At 72.5% G+C, this 25,036-nt stretch carries 21 protein-coding genes; 19 read left to right on the forward strand and 2 right to left on the reverse strand.

The genetic code is table 11. From position 1 onward, the window contains the following. Nucleotides 1-20 precede the first annotated feature (20 nt). From K4B79_RS47680 to K4B79_RS06355, 4 genes are read left to right on the forward strand one after another with little or no spacing between them, the layout of a single operon-like run. Nucleotides 21-149: a hypothetical protein gene (locus K4B79_RS47680; protein ID WP_269463105.1), complete on the forward strand. Its 129-nt coding sequence runs from the start codon at nt 21-23 to the stop codon at nt 147-149. Next, a complete protein-coding gene (locus K4B79_RS06345; protein ID WP_232025253.1) occupies nt 146-832 on the forward strand; it encodes a hypothetical protein in 687 nt (228 codons plus the stop codon). Before K4B79_RS47680 ends, K4B79_RS06345 begins: the two co-directional genes overlap by 4 nt. Nucleotides 833-886: 54 nt before the next feature. After that, complete coding sequence (locus K4B79_RS06350; protein WP_232025254.1) at nt 887-1,312, forward strand: phage holin family protein; 426 nt, start codon at nt 887-889, stop codon at nt 1,310-1,312. Then, complete coding sequence (locus tag K4B79_RS06355) at nt 1,309-1,869, forward strand: DUF3618 domain-containing protein (RefSeq protein ID WP_232025255.1); 561 nt, start codon at nt 1,309-1,311, stop codon at nt 1,867-1,869. Before K4B79_RS06350 ends, K4B79_RS06355 begins: the two co-directional genes overlap by 4 nt. Nucleotides 1,870-2,353: 484 nt before the next feature. Here the strand turns inward: K4B79_RS06355 and K4B79_RS06360 are convergent, their stop codons facing one another. After that, nucleotides 2,354-3,343: a YihY/virulence factor BrkB family protein gene (locus tag K4B79_RS06360; RefSeq protein ID WP_232025443.1), complete on the reverse strand. Its 990-nt coding sequence runs from the start codon at nt 3,341-3,343 to the stop codon at nt 2,354-2,356. A gap of 119 nt (nt 3,344-3,462) precedes the next feature. On the opposite strand from K4B79_RS06360, the gene K4B79_RS06365 reads away from it, so the two are divergent. From K4B79_RS06365 to K4B79_RS06375, 3 genes are all read left to right on the forward strand, one after another. After that, a complete protein-coding gene (locus K4B79_RS06365) occupies nt 3,463-4,164 on the forward strand; it encodes an antibiotic biosynthesis monooxygenase (RefSeq protein WP_232025256.1) in 702 nt (233 codons plus the stop codon). 72 nt (nt 4,165-4,236) lie between these two features. Continuing rightward, nucleotides 4,237-4,854 carry an ArsR/SmtB family transcription factor gene (locus K4B79_RS06370; RefSeq protein ID WP_232025257.1) on the forward strand — a complete coding sequence of 206 codons (618 nt, stop codon included), beginning with the start codon at nt 4,237-4,239 and terminating at the stop codon, nt 4,852-4,854. Nucleotides 4,855-4,857: 3 nt separating this feature from the next. Continuing rightward, entirely contained in the window at nt 4,858-5,601 is a 744-nt protein-coding gene (locus K4B79_RS06375; protein ID WP_232025258.1) for an SRPBCC family protein, read from the forward strand. 11 nt (nt 5,602-5,612) lie between these two features. Here K4B79_RS06375 and K4B79_RS06380 read toward each other — a convergent pair whose 3' ends face one another. Continuing rightward, on the reverse strand, nt 5,613-7,442 hold the full coding sequence (locus K4B79_RS06380) for an endonuclease/exonuclease/phosphatase family protein (protein WP_232025259.1): 1,830 nt from the start codon (nt 7,440-7,442) through the stop codon (nt 5,613-5,615). Nucleotides 7,443-7,718: 276 nt separating this feature from the next. Between K4B79_RS06380 and K4B79_RS06385 the strand changes: the two genes are divergently transcribed. The 12 genes from K4B79_RS06385 (at nt 7,719) to K4B79_RS06440 (ending at nt 25,035) form a co-directional block, all read left to right on the forward strand. After that, entirely contained in the window at nt 7,719-9,146 is a 1,428-nt protein-coding gene (locus K4B79_RS06385; protein WP_232025260.1) for a hypothetical protein, read from the forward strand. Between the two features lie 126 nt (nt 9,147-9,272). Further along, on the forward strand, nt 9,273-10,040 hold the full coding sequence (locus K4B79_RS06390) for a Crp/Fnr family transcriptional regulator (RefSeq protein ID WP_232025261.1): 768 nt from the start codon (nt 9,273-9,275) through the stop codon (nt 10,038-10,040). 117 nt (nt 10,041-10,157) lie between these two features. Then, nucleotides 10,158-11,441, forward strand: a complete 1,284-nt coding sequence (locus tag K4B79_RS06395) for a hypothetical protein (protein ID WP_232025262.1) — start codon at nt 10,158-10,160, stop codon at nt 11,439-11,441. 67 nt (nt 11,442-11,508) lie between these two features. Next, a complete protein-coding gene (locus K4B79_RS06400; protein ID WP_232025263.1) occupies nt 11,509-11,994 on the forward strand; it encodes a hypothetical protein in 486 nt (161 codons plus the stop codon). Nucleotides 11,995-12,158: 164 nt separating this feature from the next. Beyond that, a complete protein-coding gene (locus K4B79_RS06405) occupies nt 12,159-13,601 on the forward strand; it encodes an alkaline phosphatase PhoX (protein WP_232025264.1) in 1,443 nt (480 codons plus the stop codon). A 100-nt stretch (nt 13,602-13,701) separates the two neighbouring features. Beyond that, entirely contained in the window at nt 13,702-14,253 is a 552-nt protein-coding gene (locus K4B79_RS06410; protein WP_232025265.1) for a hypothetical protein, read from the forward strand. Between the two features lie 21 nt (nt 14,254-14,274). Continuing rightward, complete coding sequence (locus tag K4B79_RS06415; RefSeq protein WP_232025266.1) at nt 14,275-18,357, forward strand: hypothetical protein; 4,083 nt, start codon at nt 14,275-14,277, stop codon at nt 18,355-18,357. Nucleotides 18,358-18,792: 435 nt separating this feature from the next. Further along, nucleotides 18,793-20,373 (forward strand): TROVE domain-containing protein, encoded by a 1,581-nt coding sequence (locus K4B79_RS06420; RefSeq protein ID WP_232025267.1) that lies wholly within the window; start codon nt 18,793-18,795, stop codon nt 20,371-20,373. A gap of 122 nt (nt 20,374-20,495) precedes the next feature. Further along, nucleotides 20,496-21,143, forward strand: a complete 648-nt coding sequence (locus K4B79_RS06425) for a GntR family transcriptional regulator (protein ID WP_232025268.1) — start codon at nt 20,496-20,498, stop codon at nt 21,141-21,143. Nucleotides 21,144-21,156: 13 nt separating this feature from the next. Then, nucleotides 21,157-22,191, forward strand: a complete 1,035-nt coding sequence (locus K4B79_RS06430; protein ID WP_232025269.1) for a 1-aminocyclopropane-1-carboxylate deaminase — start codon at nt 21,157-21,159, stop codon at nt 22,189-22,191. Nucleotides 22,192-22,415: 224 nt separating this feature from the next. Beyond that, nucleotides 22,416-23,462 carry a LacI family DNA-binding transcriptional regulator gene (locus K4B79_RS06435; RefSeq protein ID WP_232025270.1) on the forward strand — a complete coding sequence of 349 codons (1,047 nt, stop codon included), beginning with the start codon at nt 22,416-22,418 and terminating at the stop codon, nt 23,460-23,462. Nucleotides 23,463-23,727: 265 nt separating this feature from the next. Then, nucleotides 23,728-25,035 carry an ABC transporter substrate-binding protein gene (locus K4B79_RS06440; protein ID WP_232025271.1) on the forward strand — a complete coding sequence of 436 codons (1,308 nt, stop codon included), beginning with the start codon at nt 23,728-23,730 and terminating at the stop codon, nt 25,033-25,035. Nucleotide 25,036: the final 1 nt, after the last annotated feature.

Here is a 25,036-nt window from a genome sequence, read left to right on the forward strand (position 1 = left end):
CCCTGGTCATGGGAGGCGTCATGAAGCTCGGGAAGGCACTCGCCACCGGAGTCGCGGAGGAGCGGCCCGAAGCCCACGACGAAGAACTCGAACTCCCCGAGGAGCTCAAGGAACTGAAGGCGCCCGAAGAGGCCCCGGCCGCCCGATGAGACTGCGGCTCCCCGAGGAACGCCCGACGGAGCCGCCGACCGGATACAAGATCGCCCACCCGGTGCTGTCCCACGACGGCACCGGGGCCGGGTTCACCGGTGTGTCGCTGGGCGGCGCGCTGCCGTACGGAGTGCTGGCCGACGCGTCCTGCGTGTACGGCCTGAGGCACAAGGCACCGCACCGCCGCTGCGACTGCGGCTTCCACTGCGTGCACGACCGCACGACGGCCGAGGCACTGCTGTGCACGGCCGAGCACCGGACCGCCGCCCTGCTGGAGGTCTCCGTCCTCGGCCGCTACATCCGCTTCGAGCGCGGCTTCCGCTACGCCCGTCAGCGAGTCCGCACCGTCACCGTCGGCCCCTGCGCCTGCGGCACGGTCGCGGCGGCGCTGGCCGACGCCGGCTGGGGCCGGCCGGGGTGGCGCGCGCTGGTCCCCTCCTGCGCCGGCTGTGTCCGCGGCCGTACGTCCCTCTCGCTCGCCGACTTCGCCCGGCTGGCCGGGGACCGGCTGCGCGTGGTGGCCGGCGCCGGGAGCACGATCGCCGGGTTCGACCCGCCCGAGGGGCTCGGGGTGCCCGAACTCACCGCGGAGGCCGCCCTGTTGCAGGCCCGGCTCGACTGGTTCCAGGCCCAGCTGGCCCGCCTCGGCGGACACGGCCCGGGTGGGGCGCCGCAGGGGTAGCGGGGGCCGGCCAGGGTACCCGGGGGTTCCGGAACCGAGAGGAGGCGGAACATCGTGACCGGTACCACGGCCCCCAGGCCGACCCAGACCCACGACGAACACCATTCGGTGGGCGAACTCGTCGGACAGGCCAGCGAACAGCTCTCCCGGCTCGTACGGCAGGAAGTCGCCCTCGCCAAGGAGGAACTGGCCGAGAAGGGACGCCGGGCGGGACGCGGCGGCGGACTGATCGGCGCGGCGGGTGCCGTCGCCTACGCCGGTTTCCTCGCCCTGGCCGCCACGGCCGCCGCCGCACTCTCGCTGACGCTGCCCGTCTGGGCCGCGGCGCTCATCGTGACGGGCGTGCTGTTCGCGCTCGCCGGTCTGCTCGCGGTGACGGGCCGCGCCCAGCTGCGGCGCGCCACACCGCCCACACCCGAGGAGGCCCTCGGGAGCGTCAGGGCCGATGTCGAGGAGATCAGGGAAAGGGCGCACCGATGACGGACAAGGCGGCACAGGGACAGGGAACGGGTGGCGGGGCCGCGCAGGAGCTCGGCGCCAAGGGGCCCGACGAGCTGCGGCGGCAGATCGAACGCACCCGTAGTGAACTCGGCGACACGGTGGAGGAGTTGGCCGGAAAGATGGATGTCAAGGGACGCGCCCGGGCCCGGGCGGCCGACCTCCGGGACAAGGCCGGCGCGATGACGGTCCAGCTCCGCAGCAGCGCCGCACACGCCGGCCACCTGATGCAGGAGAGGGCCTCGCACGCCGGGCACGCGGTACAGGACAAGGCCTCGCACGCCGGACACCTCGTGCAGGACAGGGCGACCCACGCCGGGCACCTCGTGCAGGACAGGGCCGCGCGAAGCGGTCACACCGCCCAGGACAGGGCGGCCCGGGCGGGCCACACCCTGGAGCACCGCGCGGAGCACGCGGTCCCCTGGCCCGCCCGCCCCGTAGTCCAGGCGGCGATACGACACCCCCGCCCCGCACTCGCCATCGGCGCGGCCGTCGGATTCGTCGTGGTCGTGGCCTGGCGGTATCCCCGAAAGCGATAGCGGCGGTACGCGTTGTGGGCCGCGTCCCGTCGAGAACGGGCCGCGGCCCTCGGCTTGCCCGGGCATGCTTCCGCGCCTGAGCACGGCGGCATGCTTCCGTTCCGGGCGGGCAGCCTCCGTTCTTCCGCACCCCCGCACGCCCGCCCCCCCCGGCTGCGCTCCGCGCTGCGTGGTGTGGGCCGACCGCAGATCGCCGACCGCCGATCGCCGTCGGGTTCGGTTCCGCGCCGGCGGCTCACCACTGAGCGGCCGACGGCTTACCACTGAGCGCGGCCGGCGCCCGCCTCCCGCCGCCTGTTCGCCACCGCGGTCCAGGCGCCGCACGTTCGGTTCCGTGGCGTCGCCGACTGTCTCTCCGTGGAGCGCGGTGCGACCGACCGGCCTTCTCGCTCGGCTCCGCGTGGACGCGGAATGCGCGGGCCGGTCCGATGGCCGCGCCGGTCCTGCCGGACGCCGCCCCGCCGCCCCCGCCCCGCCGCCCCGCTCACTTCCCCCGGGCCGCCCTCAGACGTGGGGGCCACTTGCGGGTGTCGCGGGGTTCGACGTACGGCTCCTGAGAGGGCGGCTGTCCGTCGCTGATGGCGCGCTCGCGGGCCAGTTCCGCGTCGAACTCGAGGCCCAGGAGGATGGCGAGGTTGGTGAGCCAGAGCCAGACGAGGAAGACGATGGCGCCGGCGAGGGTGCCGTAGGTCTTGTTGTAGGAGCCGAAGTTGGCCGCGTAGAGGGCGAAGCCGGCCGAGGCGGCGAGCCAGATCAAGGTGGCGAGGACGCTGCCGGGGCTGATCCAACGGAAGCCGCGGCCACGGACGTTGGGGGCCGCCCAGTACAGCAGGGCGATCATCAGGATCACCAGGAGCAGCAGGACGGGCCACTTGGCGACGTCCCACACCGCGATCGCCTCGTCGCCGAGCCCGATCGTCGTGCCGGCCCGCTCGGCCAGCGGGCCCGTGAACACCACGATCAGCGCGCTCGCGGCCAGCATCAGCATCAGGACCACGGTGAGCGCCAGCCGCAGCGGGGTCAGCTTCCACACCGGGCGCCCCTCGGGCAGGTCGTACACGGCGTTGGACGTACGGATGAACGCGGCGACGTAGCCGGACGCCGACCACAGCGCGGCGAGCAGGCCGATGATCGCGAGCACACTGCCCGTTCCGCCGCTGTCGCCCAGCTGGACCACCGCGTCGCGCAGGATGTCCCGGGCCGGACCGGGGGCGAGGTCCCCGATGTTGTCGAGGATCTTGTCCGTCGCCCGCTGTCCCACCACACCCAGCAGGGACACCATCACCAGCAGCGCCGGGAACAGGGACAGGACGCCGTAGTACGTCAACGCGGCGGCCCGGTCGGCCAGTTCGTCGTCCAGCAGTTCCTTGAACGTGCGCCGCAGCACCGCCCGCCACGACCGTGCGGGCAACTCGGAAGGACTGTCCACCTCGGGCTCCTCGGCCCGACCTGCCTTTTCGGCCTTCTCGTCCATGGACAGGCGGGTCACCCGAATCCGCCGCTCGAATCGGCTGCTTGACCTGAATCTTGGTTGAGGTTGAAGGGTGGTGGCTGCACGTAGTCCGCGATCCGCGCCGAGTGACGGAGGCAGCCATGACCCGCCGTACCGAGACCCACCCCGACCTCACCCGCACCGATACCGAGGCCCGCTTCTTCAGCACCTGGCGGGTGGGCACCCCGCTGCGGCAGCGGCAGACCGTGGAGGCGATCGCCCGTGCCTGGGAGCGCCGCCCCTGGCCGTCCGACGGGCTGCTCGGCTACCACGTCTACACCGGCCAGGACGCCTCCAGCCTGCTCCACCACTCGCAGTGGCGGGACGAGCAGGCCTACGAGGCCTTCGCGCGGACCCGCCGGCAGGAGCGCAACGACGAGATCGACACCGCCGTACCCGGCATCGAGCGGCTCTGGCTCGGCCGCTACCGGCACTACCGCAGCGCCGTCCGGGAGGGCGACACCCGCGTCCCGGGCTGCGTCGTGATCGTCGACGTCGAGTTCGAGAGCTCCGACGCCGACCGGCAGCGCGCCTGGGTCGACGCCGTCTTCGAAGCGCTGGAGAGCGAGACCGACCTCCACCCCGGCGGGATGTCCGCCCACTTCCACCTCAGCACCGACGGCACCCGTGTCCTCAACTACGCCGAGTGGGAGAGCGCCCAGGCCCACATCGAGGCGCTCGCCGCCCCGGGCGACGGCATCGGTTCGGCCACCGAGATGTGGGAGCGCGTACAGACCTGGCCGGGCCTGAAGCACAGCACGGTCAGCCGCTACGACCACGCGCTCGGCCTGGTTCCGGACTAGGACCGGATCCCTCGCCGACCCGACAACTCTATCGGTCTGGACAAAAAAAGTTTTCGGTGAAACGGTGGACCCATGCTGGACGTCACCGTGATCGAGGACCCCGAGGCCGCAGCCGTCTCCCTGGACCCCATCAGGGCCAGGCTGCTCGCCGAGCTGGCGGCCGGCCCCGCGTCGGCCGCCATGCTGGCCGGTCAGGTCGGGCTGCCCCGCCAGAAGGTGAACTACCACCTCAAGGCACTGGAGCGGCACGGCCTGGTCGAGCTGGCCGACGAGCGCCGCAAGGGCAATGTCACCGAGCGGCTGATGCGGGCGACCGCGGCGTCGTACGTCATCTCACCGCTCGCGCTCGCCGCCGTGCAGCCGGACCCGGACCGCTTCCGGGACCAGCTGTCCGCGCGCTGGCTGCTCGCCCTCGGCGCCCGGCTGGTCCGGGACGTCGGCTCGCTGATCACCGGCGCGACGAAGGCGCGGCAACGACTCGCGACCTTCGCGCTGGACGGCGAGGTGCGCTTCGCCTCGGCCGCCGAACGGGCCGCGTTCGTCCAGGAGTTGACGGCGGGAGTCACCGCCCTGATCCGCAAGTACGACGCTCCGGACGCCGAGGGCGGCCGTGACCACCGGATCGTCGTGGCCGTTCATCCCACCCTCAAAGACGCTGAACCCTCGCTCAAGCAGACCGAGTTGGAGTAGATCATGTCCACTGAGCCCAAAGAGTTCGAGATCGCCCGCGAGTTCGAGGTCGACGCCACACCGGAGCAGGTGTGGGAGGCGATCACCACCGGAACCGGTGGCTATCTGTGGCCCATGGAGCCGCCGGAGCCCCGGGTCGGCGGCAGCGGGCCCTTCGGGTCCACCGTCACCGCCTGGGACCCGCCGCACCGCTACACCAACCGTGTCGAGAACGTCGAGGGCATCTCCGAGCAGACGATGAACCAGCTCGACTACACCGTCGAGCCCCGCGACGACGGCCGCCGCGCCTGGGTGCGGTACGTGCACAGCGGGATCTTCGTCGACGACTGGGACAACCAGTACGACGGCGCCGCCAAGCACACCGACTTCTACCTGCACACCCTGCGCGAGTACCTGGTCCACTTCGCGCCCCGCCCGGCCGCCTTCGCCACCTTCGACGGACCCGAGGCGTCCAAGGCCGCCGACGCCCTGGCCGCCGTGGGACGGGCGCTCGGCGTCGGGGAGGACGTGGCCGCGGGCACCCGCGTGACGGTCCACGGGCCCGACGCGTTCGAGGCCGTGGTCGACTACCGCGACCCGTACTTCATCGGCCTGCGCACCGACCGGGGCCTCACCCGGATCTTCGGCCGCAACCACTGGGGCCACCCGGTCGGCATCTCCCTGCACGACTTCACTCCGGGCACCGACATCAAGGAGTGCGAGTCGGAGTGGCAGGGCTGGCTGAACGGCGTGTTCAGCCGGCCCTGACCGGTCCCTGCCTACGGCTCGAAGCGCAGCACCTGCGGGTCGTGGTCGCTGATCTGGTCGTGGAACTCCGAGTTGACGTGCACGCTGTCGTACTCGAAGTCGCAGGACGTCCGGATCGACGGGCTGACCAGGATCTGGTCCAGGACCTGCGCGTTGCCCTGGTAGACGTAGGAGTAACGCTCGCTCTTCGGCAGCGACTTGATCGCCGACCAGAGCGCGCCGTCGGACTCCAGGATCTTCGCGGTGTCGGAGAACTCGAAGTCGTTGATGTCGCCGAGGGTGACGACGTCCGCGTTCTTCTGGGTGGCCAGGATGTCCTTGACGAAGGCGTTCACCAGCGTCGCCTGCTGGTGGCGCTGGACCTCCGAGCTGCGCGCCACCGGCTGGTACTGCGAGGTCAGCCCCTGGTCGCCGCCCTTGGAGTTGAAGTGGTTGGCGATCACGAAGACCGTCCGGCCGCGGAAGACGAACTCGCCGGCCAGCGGCTTGCGGCTGTTGGCCCAGGCGGCGTTCGCCGGCTCGATACGGCCGGGGGAGACCGTCAGCGCGGCCTTGCCCTTCTCCTTGGTGACCCCGACGGCGGTGGTGGCGTCGCCGCCCGCGCGGTCGGTGAAGGAGACCCGCTCCGGGTTGAACAGGAACACCTGGCGGATGTTGCCGCCCGGCTCGCCGCCGTCGGCCTTGTCGACCGGGTCGATCGAGCGCCAGTCGTACGTCGGGCCGCCGGCGGCCGCGATCGCGTCGATCAGCTTCTGCACCGTCCGGTCGGCGGCGACCGTGCCGTCGTTCGTCGCGCCGTTGTTGTCCTGGATCTCCTCCAGGGACACGATGTCGGGCGCCTGGAGGTTGTGGACGATCGCGGCGGCGTGCTCCTCGAAGGTGGCGTCGCCCGGGTCGAGGTTCTCGACGTTGTACGTCGCGACCGCCAGCTCGCCCCTCTTCTGCTTCTCGGTCGTCTCGCGCGCGAGACCGGCGCTCCTGAGCGTGCCGACCTTGTTGGCGACCAGGGTGTAGCCGCCGAACTGGTTGTAGTCCAGCGGGCCCGCCGTGGTGCCGGTGAGGGTGTCCCCGACGTTCGCGGCGGGGAAGTCCGCGGTGGCGCCCAGCGACTGGATCTGGATCCGGCCGGTGTTCTGCGAGGCGTAGGAGCCGTAGACCGTGCCGCCGCGCCGGTTGGCGTTCTCGCGCGGCTTCACCGTGACCCACAGCTCGGTGAACGGGTCGGTGGCGCCCACCACGCGGGCGTCGGCGACCTGGACGTTCATGCCCTCCAGGGACTCGTAGTAGTCCAGGGCGTACTGCGTCGGCCGCAGGGGCAGGCCGTTGATCGAGTTGCCCGCGGCGGGGTCGCCGGCCGGGGCGTAGGCGCTCGGCACCGACCGCGCGGAGACGACGGTGGCGGCCGGGACGGGGTTGCCGCTGGAGACGACGGTCACCGTCGGGCGCACGATTTCGGTCAGTGCCTGGTTGCCGGAGGAGGTGCCGCCCGGGACGTACTCCGAGACGGTGCCGGAGACCGTGACCGCGTCACCGACCGCGACGCCCTTCGGCGTGGAGCTGGTGAAGACGAAGACGCCCTCACTGGTCGCCGGGTTCGCGTCCGGGTTCGGATCCTGGATCCAGAAGCCTCTGGAGGAGCCGTAGGTGCGTATACCGGTGACGATGCCGGTCACGCCCGTGACCGCCTGACCGGCGTACGGGGATATCCGGGTGGTGCCCTGGATGTCGTGAACGGCGACGTCAGCGGCGTGCGCGGGCGAGGTGAGGACGACGGTGGACGCCGCGGAACAGACGGCGGCGACGGTGAGCGCGGCGAGACGCGCGGAAGACTTGCTCGGCAACGGGATCCCTCCGGGGACGTACATGGGCGCCGGGACGAGGGTGGAACGTGGAACCGTGGGAGCCGCACCTGTGGGGCGGTGACGACGCGCGTAGACAATACGGTGAACAGATGTCCGCCAGATTTCTACGCGCGTCAATCTCCTGCCTGGTCAGCCCACTTGTCAAGGTTTCAGCCATGTACGCGGGCCGACCGGGAGATGAACCGGGCGGCATGGGTGGAAATCCGTCTAGGCTGAGCGGCTGAGTGGTAGCACGCGCCCTAGGAGAACCAGCCGATGACAGACAGCTCCCCCTTGCCGCCGGTGCGACTGCACCCCGAAGCGGAGCTGGCGCGGGATGCGCTGTCCACGCCCCTGCTGTCCCGGGCCGCGCGACTGGCTCGCTGGGCCGGCCCGGACACCCGCGTCGACGCCGGGGGCGGACTCGTCGAGGAGCAGCTGCCCGAGGCCGCCGAGGCCCTCGGACTGAGCGGGGACGAGGCCGCCGCGTACGCCAGTGAGGCCTGGCGGGTCGCCGTCGACACCGGGCTCGTCGAGATCGCCGACGAGGAGGCGGGCACCGTGGCGGCCGGCGAGGACCTGGCCCTGCTGACCGGGGGCGCCCCGCACGACGTGCTCGGGGTGTGGCTCGGCGCACTGGAGACCGTGCTCGCCGACGCGAGCGTGCCCGACCTGGACGACATCGTCGGCGCCATGGAGGCGGGCGGCGAGGTCGACCTCTCCGAGCTCGACTGGGACCCGGAGGCCGAGTCCGAGTTCCTGGACGGCGTGCTCGGCAACCTCTACCTGCTCACCGTCACCGAGGACGGACCGGGCGAGGGCCCCGTGCCGCTGCCTGCCCTGGCCGCCTCGATGATCGTGCCCAGTGACATGGGGGAGCCCACCAACGACGTGCTGGAGCAGGTGTCCGACGCGATGATGCGCCTGGACGACCAGTTCCGGCTGCTGGAGCCGGTCGGCCTCGTGGAGTACCAGCCGGTCGACGAGGCGCTGATGGCGGACGCCGACGAGGAGCCCGCGGCTCCGGTCGACGACACCGACGTCTCCCGCTACGGCATGGTCCGGCTGACCCCCCTCGGCCTCTACGGCCTGCGCGCGCGGCTGCTGGACGCCGGCTTCGAGGCGCCCGCCGTCGGAGACCTCGCGGACAAGGGCGCCGACGCGCTCCTCGACGGCACGGCCGGCTTCCCGCCCGCGGCGGCCCAGGCCGAGACCGAGCAGTGGCTGGCCCGCCGCGAACCCCTCGCCGCCACCCGGGAGCTGCTGGCCGCGGCCAAGGGCCTGGACGCCGGGGCGCCGCTGCGCCGACTGCGCTGCCAGCAGGCGCTGTCCCTGGTGGGCGCCGAGGCCGAACCCGCCCTGCGCGCGGTGCTCGACGACCCCGAACTGGGCGGACTGGCCCGCGTCTGGCTCACCGAGCGGGGCGCCTCCGACGTGCCCGCGCCCTCCGAGGACCTGGTGTTCTGGCTGACCGTCGACACGGTCGCCGCGCAGCTCGCCGCCGAGGGCAACTCCGACGAACTGCGGGGCCTGGTCGAGGGGTTGGCCCAGCAGCACAGCGGCTTCTTCACGGCGGCCTGGCGGGTGGACCACCCGGCGACGGCGGACGTGCTGGAGGCGATGGGACGGCTGCACCCGGACAAGCGGGTGGCGAAGGAAGCCAGGAAGGCGGCCTTCAAGGCGCGTTCCCAGCAGGGGAGTTGAGGGAAACCGTGGCCTGACGGTGCCTCAGTCTCTGGACGAGGCACCGCGATTGACCTGTTCCTCCGTCTCCCGACGAGGCACCGCGATTGACCTGTTCCAGGCCCGGAGGTGACACGGACCCGCCGGGTGGGCACCATCCCGGTGCGGGTCACCCTTCGGATCGGCGGAGTGCGCATGGACGCGGCTGCTGCTGAGCGACTGCTCCGGGAGGCGCGCCGCCATTGGCGCGGCGGCAGCTTCCTCGGCGGCCTGGGTCCGGCCGACCAACTCGCCCTCGTCGGACGCGGACAGCGGGCCGTCTATCCGCGCGGCACCCTGCTGATCAGGGAGGGCGAGCCCGCCTCGGACGTCTTCCTGCTGCTCTCCTCCTACGTCAAGGTCACCGCCGCCCTGCCGGGAGGCGGCCGGAGCCTGCTCGCCGTCCGGATCGGCGGCGATCTCGTGGGCGAACTCGCCGGCATGGCCGGGGTGCCGCGCAGCGCGTCGGTGATCGCCTGCGGCAGCGAGCCGGTGACGGCCGTACGGCTCGCCTGGGGCGACTTCGACGAGGTGAAGGACGCCCGTCCGGCCGTACAGCACCGCCTCCAGGAGTCCGTCGGCCGGAAACTGGCGGCCGCCACCCGGCGCCGTATCGACCACAACCGCAGGAGCCCCAAGGGGCGGTTGGCCCGAGTGCTGGTGGAGATGGCCGACGACTTCGGTCAATCGGTGCGCGGGCACGACGTCATCCTTCCGGTGGACCTGAAACAGGTGGAGTGGGGCGACCTGATCGGGGTCTCGGAGAGCACGGCGTACCGGACGCTCAGGGAGCTGCGCGGCCTCGTCGACGCCCAGCACCGGCGGATCATCGTCACGGACCTGCCGGGGCTGCGGACGGTGGCCGGGACCGAGTGACCGGCCGGGGCGCGTCCGGTGGGCCGATCGGCGGAATGACATGGGCCCTGTGCTCGTGCTATCACCGACAGTTACCGAGCTTCATTCCGTCTCCTGCCATGGAGAGGTCCGACGACCTTGACCGACAACCTGTCCGACTCCGCCGCGGGAGCCGGATCCGGCCAGCCCTCCGACCGGGTCTTCCTGGGTGTGGATCTGTGCGCGTACAGCCAGTTGACGGTCCATGAGATGCGCCAGGCGCAGGAGGCGCTGCATTGTGCCCACGAGACGGCGGCCGCGGTGAGCGCCGACCCGCTCGGGGTGCAGCCGCTGGGTGACGGGTTCCTCGCCCAGTGGATCAGCCACCGGGTGAACGACGTCCTGGCGAAGTACGTTCCGGCGTTCTGCGACAGCCTCGCCGAGGAGAGCCGCAAACAGGGCTTCGACCGGCCGCTGCGGGTCCGCCTCGCGGTCGTCACGGGTCTGGTGGCCGACAGCAGGTTGGGGATCGCGGGCCGGGCGGCCGTCGAAGCGGAACGGCTGGTCAACTGCGCCCAGGCGAAACGGGTCCAGCAGGTGCTCACGGAGCAGCCGGTGGTGCTGATCATCAGCAAGCATGTCTTCGAGCAAACGATTCGGCAGGGGTGGACCGACATCGACCCGGGCGGCTTCGCCCCGGTCGACGTGCGGGCCAAGGGCGACGTCGACGAGACGTACAAGGCCTGGATCGGGATGCCCGGGCACTCGGCGGACGAGGTCGCCAAAGCGATGCGGCCGGAGGGGCTCCTCGCCCGGTTCACGCGCTTCCTGGGCCGGACCGTGACGCCCGGGGCCCGCCGCGCCGCCCGGGTGGTCGGGCGGACCCCCAAGCTGCTGGTGGCGACCCTGGTGCCCGCGGTGGCGATCGCCGCGGCCGCCGTCCTGCTGCCCTCCATGGCGTCCTGGTCGTCGGGCAAGGACACCCCGCGTGAGGCCTCGGCCTGGGCCACCGCCACCCTCGCCCCCGACCCCGACCGGCCCGAACCGTCGACCTCGCGCTCCTACGACCGGCCCGGCCTGACCCCCTCGCCCGCCACGGGTCCGGCCGCGACGCCCGCACCGGACACCGGCGTCGGGGGCACGTCCAGGACAGGGGTTCGGGACACGGCCGGGACCGCCCTCCGGGACACGGCCGGTAATGGCGTCCGGCAGGGAGCGGCGGCGGCCCAGGCGCCCGGCACCAGCCACGCGGCACCGCTCACGGGAGGCGGCGTGGCCTGCCGCGGGTTCCTGGTCCAGCGGTACACGACGGTCGTGCACGGCTACGGCACCGCCGTGTTCGGCTCCGGCGTGTTCAGCTCCGACGGGACGCACGTCCGGTGTCCGCGCCCCGCGGGCGCGCCGCCGTACGCGTCCGCGCTCCGGCGCCATCCCGTCACCTGACGGGCGACACGGGACCGTGCCGCCGGCGCCCCGATCCTGGGAGCAGGGGAACGACCAGGGGGAGCCGATGACCGACCACGGGGACGGACGGACCGTCGAGATGGCGCTGGCGGCGGGACTCGGGGCGCTGACCGCGTTCCAGGGATACGTCCAGGAGGCCGACGCGAAGATCAACAGCATGCTCGTCGCGCACACCGGGGGAGTGGTCGCCGTGGTGACCACCCTCGGGGCGCCCGGTGGCCAGCGGTTCGGAACAGTGGGGCGGATCGTGCTGGCCGCGTTCGCCTGTGCCTTCCTCGTCTCCGGCTTCCATCTCGGGCGGGCGATGCGGCCCCGGCTGCACACCCCGCTGCCGCGCAGCCCCTTCGGCTTCATGGGCCTGGACATCCCACCGGCCACCGACCCCCGCAAGTTGTGCGCCCAACTCTGGGACATGGCCCGCCTGTTGGGCTGCATCGCGCACGCCAAGAACCGGCACCTCACCCGGGCCATGCCCTGGACCGGCCTGATGCTGTGCCTGGGCGTGGCGGTGTCCGTGCTGGGCGTCGGCTAGACACTGTCCCCACGTCGACGTCACCCGCCGCCCTTACGGATTAACGCAAGCGGGCCCGGGGACGTCGCCCGGAGTTCAACCGCCGTTCAGCCGCGGGCGGGACGGTGGCGCGGACCGAGGTCCGCCACCCTCCACACGGCATACCCCCCGTCACAGGAGACAGCATGTCGCTCACCCGCAGGGACTTCGCCAGAACGTCCGCGATCACCGGTGCCGGTGTCGCGCTGGCGGGCAGCGTCGGCGCCCTCGCCACCGCTCCGAACGCCCTCGCCTCCGCCGAGACCGAAGGCGCGGACACCTCCGCGGAGACCTACGGCGGCGTCGGCTACGGCCCGCTGCTCCCCGACCCCGACGGCATCCTCGCCCTGCCCGCCGGGTTCCGGTACCGCGTCATCACGTACAGCGGAAGGACCAAACTGGAGTCGGGCGAGTTCACCCCCTCCAACCACGACGGCACCGGCACCTTCGACGGTCCGCGCGGCACCACCCTCCTCGTCAACAACCACGAGCTGAAGGGCCCGCGCGCGAACTGGAAGTACCCCGTCCCGCTCACCGAGGGCCTCGTCTACGACCCCGCCGCGTCCGGCGGCTGCACGGTCGTCGAGGTCCGCCCCGACGGACGGGTCGCCGAATGGGTCGGCATCGCCGGCACCTCCACCAACTGCGCGGGCGGCCGCACCCCCTGGGGCACCTGGCTCACCTGCGAGGAGAACTCCGACCGCGCCGGTACCAACGGCATGACCAAGGACCACGGCTACGTCTTCGAGGTCGACCCCATCGACCGGCGCGCCAACAAGAACCCCAAGCCCCTGAAGTTCTTCGGCCGGTACGACCACGAGGCCGTCGTCATCGACCCCAGGCGCGGCCACGCCTACCTCACCGAGGACGACAGCGAGCCCAACGGCCTCTTCTTCCGCTGGACCCCGCCCAAGGGCTTCGAGCACGGCCGCGGAAAGCTCCGCACCCTCGCCGACGACGCCGGCGTCCTCCAGGCCCCCAAGTGCTTCGACTCCGGCGGCAAGTACGTCGACGACCTCTCCCGCGCCACGAAGACCGGCACGGTCTACGGCGTCGACTGGGTGGACGTACCCGACCGGGACGGCAGGACCGTCGAGGTGCGCAAGCAGTTCGGCGAGGGCGAGATCACCCGCGCCCGCAAGCTGGAGGGCATGTGGTGGGGCGACGGCGGTGCCTACATCGTCTCCTCCTACGCCCGTGACGAGAGCCCCGTCCAGCACGACGGCCAGGTCTGGTTCTACGACCCCAAGCGCCGCACCCTCACCCTGAAGGTGCTCCTCGGCGTCAACCCCGACCCCTCCGTCGACGGTGCCTTCGACGGCCCCGACAACATCACCGTCTCCCCCTACGGCGGCATCGTCCTCGCCGAGGACGGCGAGGGCGTCTCCCACCTCTTCGGCGCCACCGACAGCGGCCGCACCTACCCGATCGCCCGCAACGACCTGAACATCGGCACCGAAGAGGAGCCGGAGTACAGCGAGTTCGCCGGCGTCACCTTCTCGTGCGACGGAAAGACCCTCTACGCCAACATCCAGGACCCGGGAATCCTGGTCGCCATCACGGGGCCGTGGAAGCGGCAGCGCCGCTGACACCGGCCGCCCCGCCCCGGCACCCGGCGCGCGACGGGTGCCCGGGCGGCCCTCCGCCACTACAGTGAGAGCGTCCGCGTCGGACATCGGGGGGTTTCACATGATCGAGGGCGCGATCGCCGGAGTGGTCACCACGACGCTGACCGAAGGGGTCCGGTTCCTCTACCAGCAGGCACAGGAACTGATCAGCTCCTGGCGGCGGGGCAGGACGGCCGAGACCACGGGCACCCCGCCGGAGGGGGTGTTCCTGGGGGAGCTGCGGCTCGTCCCCGACGACCCTTCCGTCCTCGACGAGCACGCCGACGCCTTCGTCGCGCTGCTGTCCACGCCCGGACTCGTCCGGGTGCACGTGGGGGAGTCGGTGGACCCCGAGGACGAGGACCAGCTGCGGGCCGTGGCCGAGCTGCGGGCCCTGCTGGAGCGGGTCTCCGGCCGCCGGATCACCTTCGCGGGCGAGCCGGGCCGGGAGCCCTCGGGCACCACGGTCGTGCGCGGCACCGCCACCGCCGACGTCGTCCACGGACGTCAGGCCGGAGTCGCCGCCGACGAGATCGGCGCGGGCGCGGATGTGACAGGGGAGAGCAGCGCGAAGGACGTGGGGCCGGGCGGAGAGTCGTACGGCGTCCGCGCACGGCGGATCGGCGGCCGGTAGGCACGGGCCCGGTGCCCCGCCATGGAGGACCTGGCCGACTTCGCGGGCCGTACGGATCTCTTCCGTGCCGTCGCCGACTGGCATGCGCACGGCGGTGAACGCTACTTCGTGCTCGGCGGCGGTGTCGGCACCGGCAAGACCACCGCCATGGCCCGCCTGGTCGCTCGCGAACCCGCGGTCACCGCACGGCACTTCTGCGACCCGCGCGACCTGACGACCCGTAACCCGGTCGAGGCCGCCCGCAGCCTGTCGGTCCAACTCGCCGCCCGCATCGGCGGGTTCACGGCCGCGCTGATCGGGCTCGACGCGGCGCCGAGCGCCCCCGTCAAGGTCACCGGCACCGCGCTGGCCGACGAGGTGCACCCCGAGGGCGTCAACGCGGGCGTCTTCATTTCGACGCTCGTGGTCGACGCCCCCTCGGACGAGGCCGCCTGGTTCCGCACGGTCACCGGCCCCCTGCGCAGACTCGTCGCCGACCACCGGCTGCCCCCGGTCCTGATCGCCGTGGACGCGCTCGACGAGGCCGACTTCTACGACGGACGCACCAAGCTGACCGACCTGGTACTGGGCACCGGCGGCGAACTCGCCCCGGTGCGCTGGCTGCTGTCGACCCGTTACCCGGACCTCCTCGCGGAACGGCTGCCCGAGACGGACGTACGGCAGTGGCACCTGTCCCACGGGCCCGGCGGCGACGAGACGCGCAGGGACGTACGGGTCTTCCTCCAGGGCGAGTTGAAGCTGCCGGACGGCCCCGTCCTGGACCTGTCCGACCAGCGCACCGGCGGCAACTTCCTGCACGCCCGTCTGCTCGTGGAGACCGTCCGGGCGGCCGGCGCCCTCGAACCGGCACAGGTGCACAGAGTGGTGCGGGACACCCCGCCCGACCTCGACGGCAGCCAGTACGGCTATCTGCTCAAGATCGTGGACGGCGATCCGGAGATCGGCTGGCAGCACGGCTACCACCCGGTGTTCTCGGCGCTGGTCGCCGTCCAGGAACCCCTCGACCTGCCGACTCTGGTCCGTCTCAGCGGAGTTCGCCCCTCGGTCGCCGCCCGCGTCCTCGAACGCATCGGCCCGCTGCTCAGCCCCGAGGCCGCCACCGCCGGGGAGCGCCACTCCCTCTACCACGCCCAGTTCCGCGCGTTCCTCGCCGACCGCAACCGTGCCCGGCGCTGGTGGTGCGACCCGGAGGAGGCCCACCAGCGCGTGCTGGACGCCTACTGCGAGCGGACCGCCGACTGGACCCGCTGGCAGCGGCTCGACGACTACGGCGCCCGGCACCTCCTCACCCACGCCCGCCTCGCGGGCTGGACGGCGGCCGACTTCGACCGCCTGCTCGTGCCCGGTTGCGCGGCCCGGATCGCCGAGGGACCCGACGCCGCCGCGGCCGTCCTGCGGGCTCTCGACGCCCCGATCGCCGTGGCCCTCGCCGAACCGGACCTCGTCCGGGCCGTCCTGTGGTCCTGGACGGCCCGGAGGATCAAGGGGGCACTGCTCGAACTCCTCGGCGCCGACATGCCCACCCTGCTGGTCAAGGCCGGACACGAGGACCTGGCCCTGGCGGGCCTGAGCCTCACCACCGGCACCGGGCTGTACGGCGGCAGCCGCCTCGCCCACGTGCTGACCGCCCTGGCGGGCGAAGGGCGGTCCGCCGCCGTCCGTACGGTCCTGTCCCTGGCCGGACCGGACGAGCGCCCGCACCTGCTCGCCGTGGCCGCCACGGCCCTCGCCCCGACCGACCCCGACCAGGCCTGGGCCCTCGCCGAGGAGGCCCTGGCCCCGCACGGCGACCCGGACCCGCTGTACCGCGGCGACCGGCCGGTCCTCCTGACGGCCCTGGCGGCGCAGCCCGCTCTGGCCGACCGGGCGCTCGCGCTCGCCGGCGACCGGCGGGAACTGCTGGACGCCGTGGCTGTCGGCCGGGCCCGCTGGGACCCCCAGCGAGCGGCGGACCTGGCCGACGAGGTGAGCGGGCCGGTCCGTGCGACGGTGCTGGAGGCGCTGGCCGCGGTGGACCCGGCACACGCCCACCGGCTGCTCGGCTCCTCGGCGGCGGACGACTGGATCAGGACCCGGCTGAGCTACCGGCAGGCCCTGGCGACGGGCCTGCCCCTTCGCCGGATTCCGGAGAAGACGGCGGACCCGGACGCCCTCCAGGACATCGACCTCCTGCTGCTTGCGGCGGCCCTCACCCACGACCCGGACGAACGCGCGCTGCGAGCGTCCACCGACGTTCTCGCCGGGCTGTCCCGCCCCACCGCCGGAGCACTGGGCGACCTGCCCAGCCCGTGGCCGCGCCTACGGGCCGTCGACCTGGTCGAACTGGACCTCGCAGCCCTGCGGCGGCACCCCCTGGCGGCGCGGCTCGGCGCGTCCGTGGTGTTCCGGTTCCTCCAGGCGGAGAACAACTACCTCCGGGACCCGCCGGACTGGGAGAGGACCGTACTCAACGGTCGTCTGTGCGCCGCACTCGCCGCTCTCGACCCCGACGCGGCGGCCGAGATCGTCGGCGCGCTGACACCCGAACCGAACCCCGGTCGCGACACCTTCGGCGAGGCCGTCGTCGCCCACCTCTGCCCGACGGACCCGGAGCACGCCTGGCGTGTCGCCGAGTGGTTCGACACCCACGGCGTCTACCGGGCCTGGGCCGAGGCACTGCCCGCGGACTGTTCCCGGCAGGGCGTACGCAAAGTGGCCTCCATCGGGGCCGAGTTCAGTGCGACCCGCGCTCAACTGGCCGGACTGCTCGCGCGAAAGCTGCCCCGCGGCGACCGGCAGGGCGCGAGCGAACTGCTCCGACTCGTCTCGCCCATCGCCGAAGGAGCCGCCTTCCGGGCCGAGTACGACGCGATGCGTGCCGCCTTCTCCCCCTCGCCCCCGGACAGCCTCGCCGAGGCTCTGCGGCGGCGCGTCGAACTCCGGCCGGCGGACGAGGCGACCACGGACCCGCCCGAGGGCCCGGGTCTCCGAGCGGCCGCGGAACTGCTGGCCGCCCGGGCCCGGCACCCCGGAGCGGCCCTGCTCGCGGCGACCGCCCTGGCTCTGGATCCCGAGGTGGCGGAGGGCACCGACGGCCCCGCCCGCGATCTGCTCCGGTACTGCCTGGATCCGTCCTACGACAGGAGGGTGGCCCGCCCGCCGACCTGGCCCGGCGTCGCACGGGCGGTGCGGCGGACCTATGGGCTGCTGTCGCCGGACGCGTTCGTGGACGTGGTGACCGGGCGCCTGAGGGGCGAGGACGCGGTCGAGGTCTTGGCGCTGCTCCTGACGGAGCTTCCGGGCACGGATCGCGTCGCCGAGTCCGCCGTGCGACGACAACCCGCCCTCGGTACGGCCCTGGAGGGGGTACGGATGGTCTGCCGGACCGGGCGGTCTCCGTCCGACTGGCTGCGGCGGCAGAACGTTGAGGACCCGTCAGATTCCCTGCAGTGGAAGGCAGTTCACGCAACCATGCTGGCCCTGGCGCGGGTGAACCCGCGGGCCGCCCTCGATGTGCCGGCCGACCCGCCGGGGGAGTGGCCGGCCTGGCTCTTCCCCGTCGTCGAGCGGTCCCGTCTGCTCCTCCACGTCCTCCCCGCCGTCGCGCGCGCCGACCCGGACCTGGCCGTCGCCGCCGCGCGGGACCTCTGCGAGCGGCAACCGGAGGACGCGGTGGGTCGGGACGCCCTGCGCGGGGTCGCCCTGGCCGTGGCCGAGGACGACTGGCACGCCGGGATGCGGATCGCCCGGGCCATCGACGCGGAGGACGTCAGGGGACCTGCCGTGGGAAGGCTCGTCCTCGCGGCGACCCGGCTCGCCCCGGCCGGCGAGCGCCGGCGCGCCTACGCGGTGGCTCTGGAGGAAGTGGAGGGCACCACGCTGGACATCGGCCTCCCCGACCTTCTACAGGACTTCGTCCACGCTCTGGCGGTGGACCCCGATCCGCCCGCCGACATCGTCGCGCGGCTGATTCCCCCGGTGGCGGCGAGGCTCGGCACCGTACGGGAGGACCGGCGGTTCGGGAAGCTCGCGCGAGTCGTGGCCCGTCATTTCCCTGACGGGGACAGCGCATTGCCGGCGCTGCGCACGGCCGTTTCCTTCGTCACCGACGCATGGCGCCTGTAAAAACCCTTGGCGCCCACCGAGGTTCGGCTTCTAAAGTCATTCCTGTCCAGGTGCGAAGGCAGGACCTACTTCCACTCATAATGGGGCGGCCGCGGGTTCGAATCCCGCCACCGGTACAACGCGCCGGTGTAGCTCAGGGGCAGAGCACCTACGTCGGTTCCGCCGGCCTGAACTCTGGACACCACAACTTCACGCACCTCCCGGTGCGACGATTCGATCTCGGGAGGCGCGGCTCATGGTGGGTGCCCGGTGCGCAGGCAACGGTTACTTCACGGGATCTGGCGGTTGCGGGTTCGAGTCCCGTCATCGACTTAGGGTCGGTGCAGCTCAATTCGGTAGAGCACCAGGATAAAGTCCGTCGCCGACTCCTGATCTCGGGCACCCTCCTTCTGTCGCGCCTCCTCCGAAAAGGAAAGGAATTCGGGGGAATTCACCATGGCACGATTCAACACCCGGGCCGCCAAGGCGCAGCCCACGTCGCGTGTGACGTCGACGGGACGGGTGCTCCGTACCTTCGAGGGCGGCCGCGGCCGTGAGCGCGACGCGCGCTCCGAGCTCTTTTTGCTGGCTGTCTCGAATTTCGTCTCCCAGCAGACCTTCTACGAGTCCGGCGACAGCCGTGACGAGCGGTTCGCGCGCCTCGTGCGCGACCTCGCCGTCACCGACGCGGAGTGGACGGCCGGCCTGCTCGGCTGGCTGCGTGCCGAGGGCAACCTGCGCACGGCCGCGGTCGTGGGAGCCGCCGAGTACGTGAAGGCCCGCCTCGACGCGGGCGTCACCGACGGCCCGTCGAACCGGCAGGTCGTCGACTCCGTGCTCCAGCGGCCGGACGAGCCCGGTGAGTTCCTCGGGTACTGGACGGCCACGTACGGCCGTGCCGTCCCGAAGCCGGTCAAGCGCGGCGTCGCCGATGCCGTACGACGGCTCTACGGTGGCAAGTCGCTGCTGAAGTACGACACCGCGTCCAAGGGCTACCGGTTCGGCGACATCCTCAACCTGGTGCACGCGGCGCCGGACCCGGACAAGCCGTGGCAGGGCGAGCTGTTCCGGTACGCCCTCGACCGCCGGCACAACCCGGAGACGGCCGTGCCGCCCGCGTCGAACCGGGTGCTGACCGCGCACCGCGAGCTGATGGCGCTGCCGGTGGCGCGGCGGCGCGCGGTGCTCACCTCGGACGGCGGCGCCGAGCGGCTGGCCGCGGCCGGGATGACGTGGGAGGCGCTGGCCGGCTGGCTCCAGGGGCCGATGGACAAGGCGGCCTGGGAGGCCGTGATCCCGTCGATGGGCCCGATGGCGCTGGTCCGCAACCTGCGCAACTTCGACGAGGCCGGGGTCTCGGACGAGGTGGCGGCCCGGGTCGCCGCCCGGATCAGTGATCCCGCGGAGGTCGCGCGCTCGCGGCAGTTCCCGTTCCGGTACCTCGCCGCGTACCAGCACGCGCCTTCGCTGCGGTGGGCGTACCCGCTGGAGCGGGCGCTCGGCCACTCGCTGGCCAACGTGCCCGCGCTGCCCGGCCGGACGCTGGTGCTGGTGGACCGCTCGGGCTCGATGTGGGCGCGGCTTTCCGACCGTTCGCAGCTCAACCGGGCCGACGCGGCGGCGATCTTCGGTACGGCGCTCGCGCTGCGGGCGGCGGACGCGGATCTCGTCGAGTTCGGCACCACGAGCCGGCGTCTGACGTTCGGCGAGGGCGAGTCGGTGCTCAGGGTCCTCGGCCGCTTCGGCGACCTGGGCGGCACCGACACCACCTCGGCGGTGCGCGCGCACTACCGGGGCCAGGACCGGGTGCTGATCGTCACCGACGAGCAGTACGCCCACAACCACCACGGCGACCCGACCGAGCAGGTTCCGGCCGGTGTGCCGGTCTACACCTGGAACCTCGCCGGCTACCGGGCGGGTCACGGCCCCTCGGGCAAGGCGAACCGGCACACCTTCGGAGGTCTCTCGGACGCGGCCTTCCGCATGGTTCCGCTGATCGAGGCCGCCCGGGACGCCGACTGGCCCTGGGCCGCCTGAGCGGGGTCGGGCCGGACTGGCCGGACCTGGCCGAGCCGGCCGTGAGCGTGGCCCGCACTTCTACGGGGGGTGCGGGCCACACCCTTGCCCGCGTCCAGGATTGACATCTAACATGTCAGTCCATGGAAGCCCTTCGCCCCGTCAGCCGCACCCTGCTCAGGGACCGCGCCTACACCTCCATCCGGGACGCCATCGTCACCGGGGAGATCGAGCCCGGTGCGGTGGTGCGGGACGCCGAGTTGGCCGAGCGGCTCGGGTTGTCGCGGGCGCCGGTGCGGGAGGCCTTCGCGCGGCTGGTGGACGAGGGGCTGCTGGAGAGCAAGCCGCAGAGCTACACCCGGGTGACGCAGGTGGTCGCCGCCGAGGTACGGGACGCCGCCGCAGTGGTCGGGGCCATGCACGAGCTGGTCACCCGGGTCGCCGTGCCGCGGTTGTCCGCCGCCGACATCGACGCGATGCGCGCGGCCAACGAACGGTTCGCGGCCGCCGTCGGCGCCGGTGACGTGGACTCCGCCCTGCACGCCGACGACGAACTCCACGACGTCCTGGTCCGCGTCAGCGGCAACCGCGCGGCAGCCGCCACCACCGCCCGCTACACCCCCCTCATCCGCCGGCTGGAGCGACGGCGCTTCGGCGAGGGCGGCAACTGCCGCTCGACCGGTCTGCACGAGCGACTGATCGAGGCCTGTGCGGCCGGTGACGTGGACGAGGCCGTCCGGGTCACCGCGGAGATCTGGCGAGGCCTGGCCGAGCTCGCCGACAGCGACTGATCCGGGAGGATCCATGGCAACCGCAGCACCCAAGTCCCTCTCCTCGTACGAGCGTTACCCCCTCCTCTTCGGCCCCTCGCCCGTCCACCCCCTGGAACGGCTCACCGCGCACCTCGGCGGCGCCTCCCTGTGGGCCAAGCGCGAGGACTGCAACTCCGGTGTCGCGTACGGCGGCAACAAGACCCGCAAGCTGGAGTACCTGGTCGCCGACGCCCTCGCCCAGGGCTGCGACACCCTCGTCTCGATCGGCGGCGTGCAGTCCAACCACACCCGTCAGGTCGCCGCCTGTGCCGCCCGCGCCGGGCTCAAGTGCGTGCTGGTGCAGGAGAGTTGGGTGGAGTGGCCGGACGCCGTGTACGACAAGGTCGGCAACATCCTGATCAGCCGGCTCGCCGGGGCCGACGTACGGCTGGTGAAGGCCGGGTTCGGCATCGGGTTCAAGGAGAGCTGGGAGCAGGCGCTCAGGGAGGTCGAGGAGGGCGGCGGCAAGCCGTACGCCATTCCCGCCGGTGCCTCCGACCACCCGCTCGGCGGTCTCGGCTTCGCCGGCTGGGCCCATGAAGTCGCCGAGCAGGAACAGGAGTTGGGCGTCTTCTTCGACACCGTCGTGGTGTGCTCGGTGACCGGGTCCACCCAGGCCGGCATGGTCGCCGGCTTCCGGGCGCTGGAGGAGGCCGGCGGGCGGCCCCGGCGCGTGCTCGGCATCGACGCCTCCGCCAAGCCCGCCACCACCCGGGAGCAGATCGCGCGGATCGCCGACCGCACCGGGCAACTCATCGGCGTACAGAAGGAGTTGACGGTGGCCGACGTCGAACTCGACGAGCGCTACCACGCGGGCGTCTACGGCATCCCCGACGAGACCACCCTGGAGGCGATGCGGCTCGCCGCCCGTACCGAGGGCATGGTCACCGACCCGGTGTACGAGGGCAAGTCGATGGCCGGGATGGTCGACCTGGTCGCCCGTGGCGAGATCGACACGGGTTCCACCGTGCTCTACGCCCACCTGGGCGGCCAGCCGGCGCTGAACGCGTACAGCGCGCTGTTCTGAGCGGGGCGGACGGGAGCGGCGACGCTGCCCGCAGCTCGACCGACGTGAGTGCACCAACCCAAGGGGCGCGGGGAACTGCGCGACCAGCCACAGCGCTACCCGCACCCGGCATCGCACAGACCCCCTACGGCGCGACCCCCACCGCCCCCCGCCCGGCAGGGATACCGCACTGTTCCGGCCGCCGCGCCGATCCGCTCTCCCGACGGCCGGATACAGTGCACAGCGTGTGGGCCGACAACGAGCAGCGGGCGCCGCGTGGCGACGAGTCCGGCGGCGGACTCCGTCGGCGGGCGACGATCCATGACGTGGCCCGGCTGGCCGGGGTGTCGCGGCAGACGGTGTCGCGGGCGGTCAACGACAAGGGCGAGATCGACCCGGCGACCAAGGAGCGGGTGCTGGAGGCGGCCCGCATGCTGGACTACCGGCCGAGCCGGTTCGCGCGGGGGCTGGTCCGCAAGGGCACGGTGACGGCGGGGCTGGTGATCCCGGACCTGATGAACCCGTTCTTCCCCGAGGTGGCCGCCGGGGTGCTGGAGGCCGCCGAACAGCGCGGCTGGCAGGTCGTGGTGTGGGACATCCGTACCGACGACGGCCGCGAGCGCGAGGCGCTCGACGTGCTCTCCCACCAGGCGGACGCGGTCGTCGGCTACTTCAAGAACGACGACGACGTCCTCGCCCGACACCTCGGCGGCATGCCGCTGGTGCTGCTGGAACGCGGCCCGCAGCAGACCCGGTTCGCGGCCGTCGGCATCGACGCCGCCGCCGGTCTGGAGCAGGGCATCGCCCACCTCGTGCGCACCGGCCACCGCAGGATCGGCATGCTGGACGGCGACCGGCTCGACGCCCCCGGACCGCGACGGGAGGCCTTCCTGGCCGAGGCGCGGCGGCACCGACTGCCCGTCGACGGGAGCTGGGTCGTCAAGTGCCCCGAGCACAGCGTGGCGGGCGGCGAGGCGGGCATGGAGCGCCTGCTCGCCGCGCGGCCGGAGGTGACGGCCGTCTTCGGCTTCAACGACCTCATCGCCATCGGCGCGATCCGGACCGCCCGGCGCCACGGCCGCCAGGTCCCCGGCGACCTGGCCGTGATGGGCTTCGACGGGCTCTCGCTCGGCGAACTGGTCGAGCCCGCCCTGACCACGCTCCACCTCGACAAACGGCGTCTGGGGCGACTGGCCGTCGAGCAGGTGGCCCGCCTGCGCGCGGGCGAGGAACCGCTGACCGGCGCGGACGCGTGGGTGATCCCCGAGCTGGTGGTACGCACCTCCGCGTGACCGGCCGATCTCCGTCGGCAGCCGCTCGCCGGCAGCCTCCGCTCACCGGCCTGCACCCGCCTCCACCCGCCTTCACGCACCCCACACGCCCCCTGACACGTCGTCGCGACATCACCGATGTACGTGTCTTGACAGTGGTTTTCGGCCGCCTCAATACTCGACGTGAACGTTCCCGTGAACGTTCACGAGCCGCCCCACCGACATCGTTGTCCGCCGTTCTGCGCCTCCCTCCGCTTCCCCCTCCCCGTAAAGCGAGTGCCGCGTGATGGAACACCGAAGGCTGTCCCGCCGACGTCTGCTGGGGGTCTCCCTCGGTGGCGTGGGCGGAGCCCTGCTGGGTCTGTCGGGATGCGGGGCGAGCAGTGGCTCGGCCTCCGCGGGTACCGACCATCTGAGCCTGTGGTACTGGAAGGGCTCCCTGAGCGACAAGCTCCTCGCCACCGCCCGGCGGGGTGTCCCCGGCCGGGCGGGACTGCGGGTGCGGGGTTCGCAGATCCCCGACGGCGACATCGACTCCAAGGTCCGCACCAGCCTCGCCGCCCGCGCCTACGTCCCCGACATCACGGTCGCCAACTCCGACAACCTCGCCACCTTCTTCCCCGACGAGCACGAGTTCCTCGACCTCAGGGAACTCGGCGCGGAAAAGGTCCGCGACCGGTACCTCGACTGGAAGTGGAAGAGCTGCTTCACCCCGTCGGGCCGGATGATCGGCTTCCCCCTCGACGCCGGTCCCACCGCGCTGTACTACCGCAGGGACCTCTTCGAACAGGCGGGTCTGGCGTACGAGCCCGCGGACATCGCCGAGGCGGTCCCCACCTGGGAGAAGTTCATCGCCGCCGGGAAGGGGCTGCGGGCGAAGGCCCCCGGCAAGCCCTACCTGGTGAGCAACATCGGCAACGTCTTCCAGCAGATCCTGCTCCAGAGCACCCGGCAGTTCGTGGACGCCGACAACCGCTTCATCGGCGACCAGGAACACGTCCGACGCGCCTGGGACATCTCCGTGGAGATCCTCCGCCAGGGCCTGAGCGCCCGGATCACGGACGGCACCCCCGACTACAACGCGGCCATGAGCGGCAGCCGGGTCGGCACGATGACCACGGCGGTGTGGGCCGTCAACAGCCTGAAGGAATCCGCGCCGAAGACCTCCGGGGCCTGGCGGCTGACCACCATGCCGGACGGCCCCGGCAACTACGGCGGCTCCTACATGACCCTGACCCGCTACTGCCGGGACCCGGAGGCGGGCTTCGCCTTCCTGACCTGGCTGCTCAGCCCGGAGAACCAGCTCAGGAGCTATCAGGAGATGTCCCTGTTCCCCACCACTCCGGTCGTCTACGCCGACCCCGCGATGCGCACGCCCGACCCCTTCTTCGGCGGCCAGCGGCCCATCGACGTCTTCGGCCCGGCCGCGCGGAAGGCCCCGGTCGTCTACTTCAGCCCCTACGAGGAGAGCGCCAACACCCCGTTCTTCCAGGAGCTGACCAACGTGGAGATGCTCGGCAAGAACCCCGGCCGGGCCTGGCGGGACGCCGTGAACACCGCCGAGACCACGGTGTCCCGGCTGGGGGTGAGCTGAC

The organism is Streptomyces lincolnensis (genome assembly GCF_021173675.1).
In the GTDB taxonomy this organism is placed as follows: domain Bacteria; phylum Actinomycetota; class Actinomycetes; order Streptomycetales; family Streptomycetaceae; genus Streptomyces; species Streptomyces lincolnensis_B.

Coding starts and splice junctions, on each gene's coding strand:
- K4B79_RS06405 (WP_232025264.1), top strand. CDS start 12,159: ATGTCGCTCACCCGCAGGGACTTCGCCAGAACGTCCGCGATCACCGGT.
- K4B79_RS06400 (WP_232025263.1), top strand. CDS start 11,509: ATGACCGACCACGGGGACGGACGGACCGTCGAGATGGCGCTGGCGGCG.
- K4B79_RS06410 (WP_232025265.1), top strand. CDS start 13,702: ATGATCGAGGGCGCGATCGCCGGAGTGGTCACCACGACGCTGACCGAA.
- K4B79_RS06415 (WP_232025266.1), top strand. CDS start 14,275: ATGGAGGACCTGGCCGACTTCGCGGGCCGTACGGATCTCTTCCGTGCC.
- K4B79_RS06375 (WP_232025258.1), top strand. CDS start 4,858: ATGTCCACTGAGCCCAAAGAGTTCGAGATCGCCCGCGAGTTCGAGGTC.
- K4B79_RS06365 (WP_232025256.1), top strand. CDS start 3,463: ATGACCCGCCGTACCGAGACCCACCCCGACCTCACCCGCACCGATACC.
- K4B79_RS06355 (WP_232025255.1), top strand. CDS start 1,309: ATGACGGACAAGGCGGCACAGGGACAGGGAACGGGTGGCGGGGCCGCG.
- K4B79_RS06440 (WP_232025271.1), top strand. CDS start 23,728: ATGGAACACCGAAGGCTGTCCCGCCGACGTCTGCTGGGGGTCTCCCTC.
- K4B79_RS06385 (WP_232025260.1), top strand. CDS start 7,719: ATGACAGACAGCTCCCCCTTGCCGCCGGTGCGACTGCACCCCGAAGCG.
- K4B79_RS06360 (WP_232025443.1), bottom strand. CDS start 3,343: ATGGACGAGAAGGCCGAAAAGGCAGGTCGGGCCGAGGAGCCCGAGGTG.
- K4B79_RS47680 (WP_269463105.1), top strand. CDS start 21: ATGAAGCTCGGGAAGGCACTCGCCACCGGAGTCGCGGAGGAGCGGCCC.
- K4B79_RS06420 (WP_232025267.1), top strand. CDS start 18,793: ATGGCACGATTCAACACCCGGGCCGCCAAGGCGCAGCCCACGTCGCGT.
- K4B79_RS06425 (WP_232025268.1), top strand. CDS start 20,496: ATGGAAGCCCTTCGCCCCGTCAGCCGCACCCTGCTCAGGGACCGCGCC.
- K4B79_RS06430 (WP_232025269.1), top strand. CDS start 21,157: ATGGCAACCGCAGCACCCAAGTCCCTCTCCTCGTACGAGCGTTACCCC.
- K4B79_RS06370 (WP_232025257.1), top strand. CDS start 4,237: ATGCTGGACGTCACCGTGATCGAGGACCCCGAGGCCGCAGCCGTCTCC.
- K4B79_RS06345 (WP_232025253.1), top strand. CDS start 146: ATGAGACTGCGGCTCCCCGAGGAACGCCCGACGGAGCCGCCGACCGGA.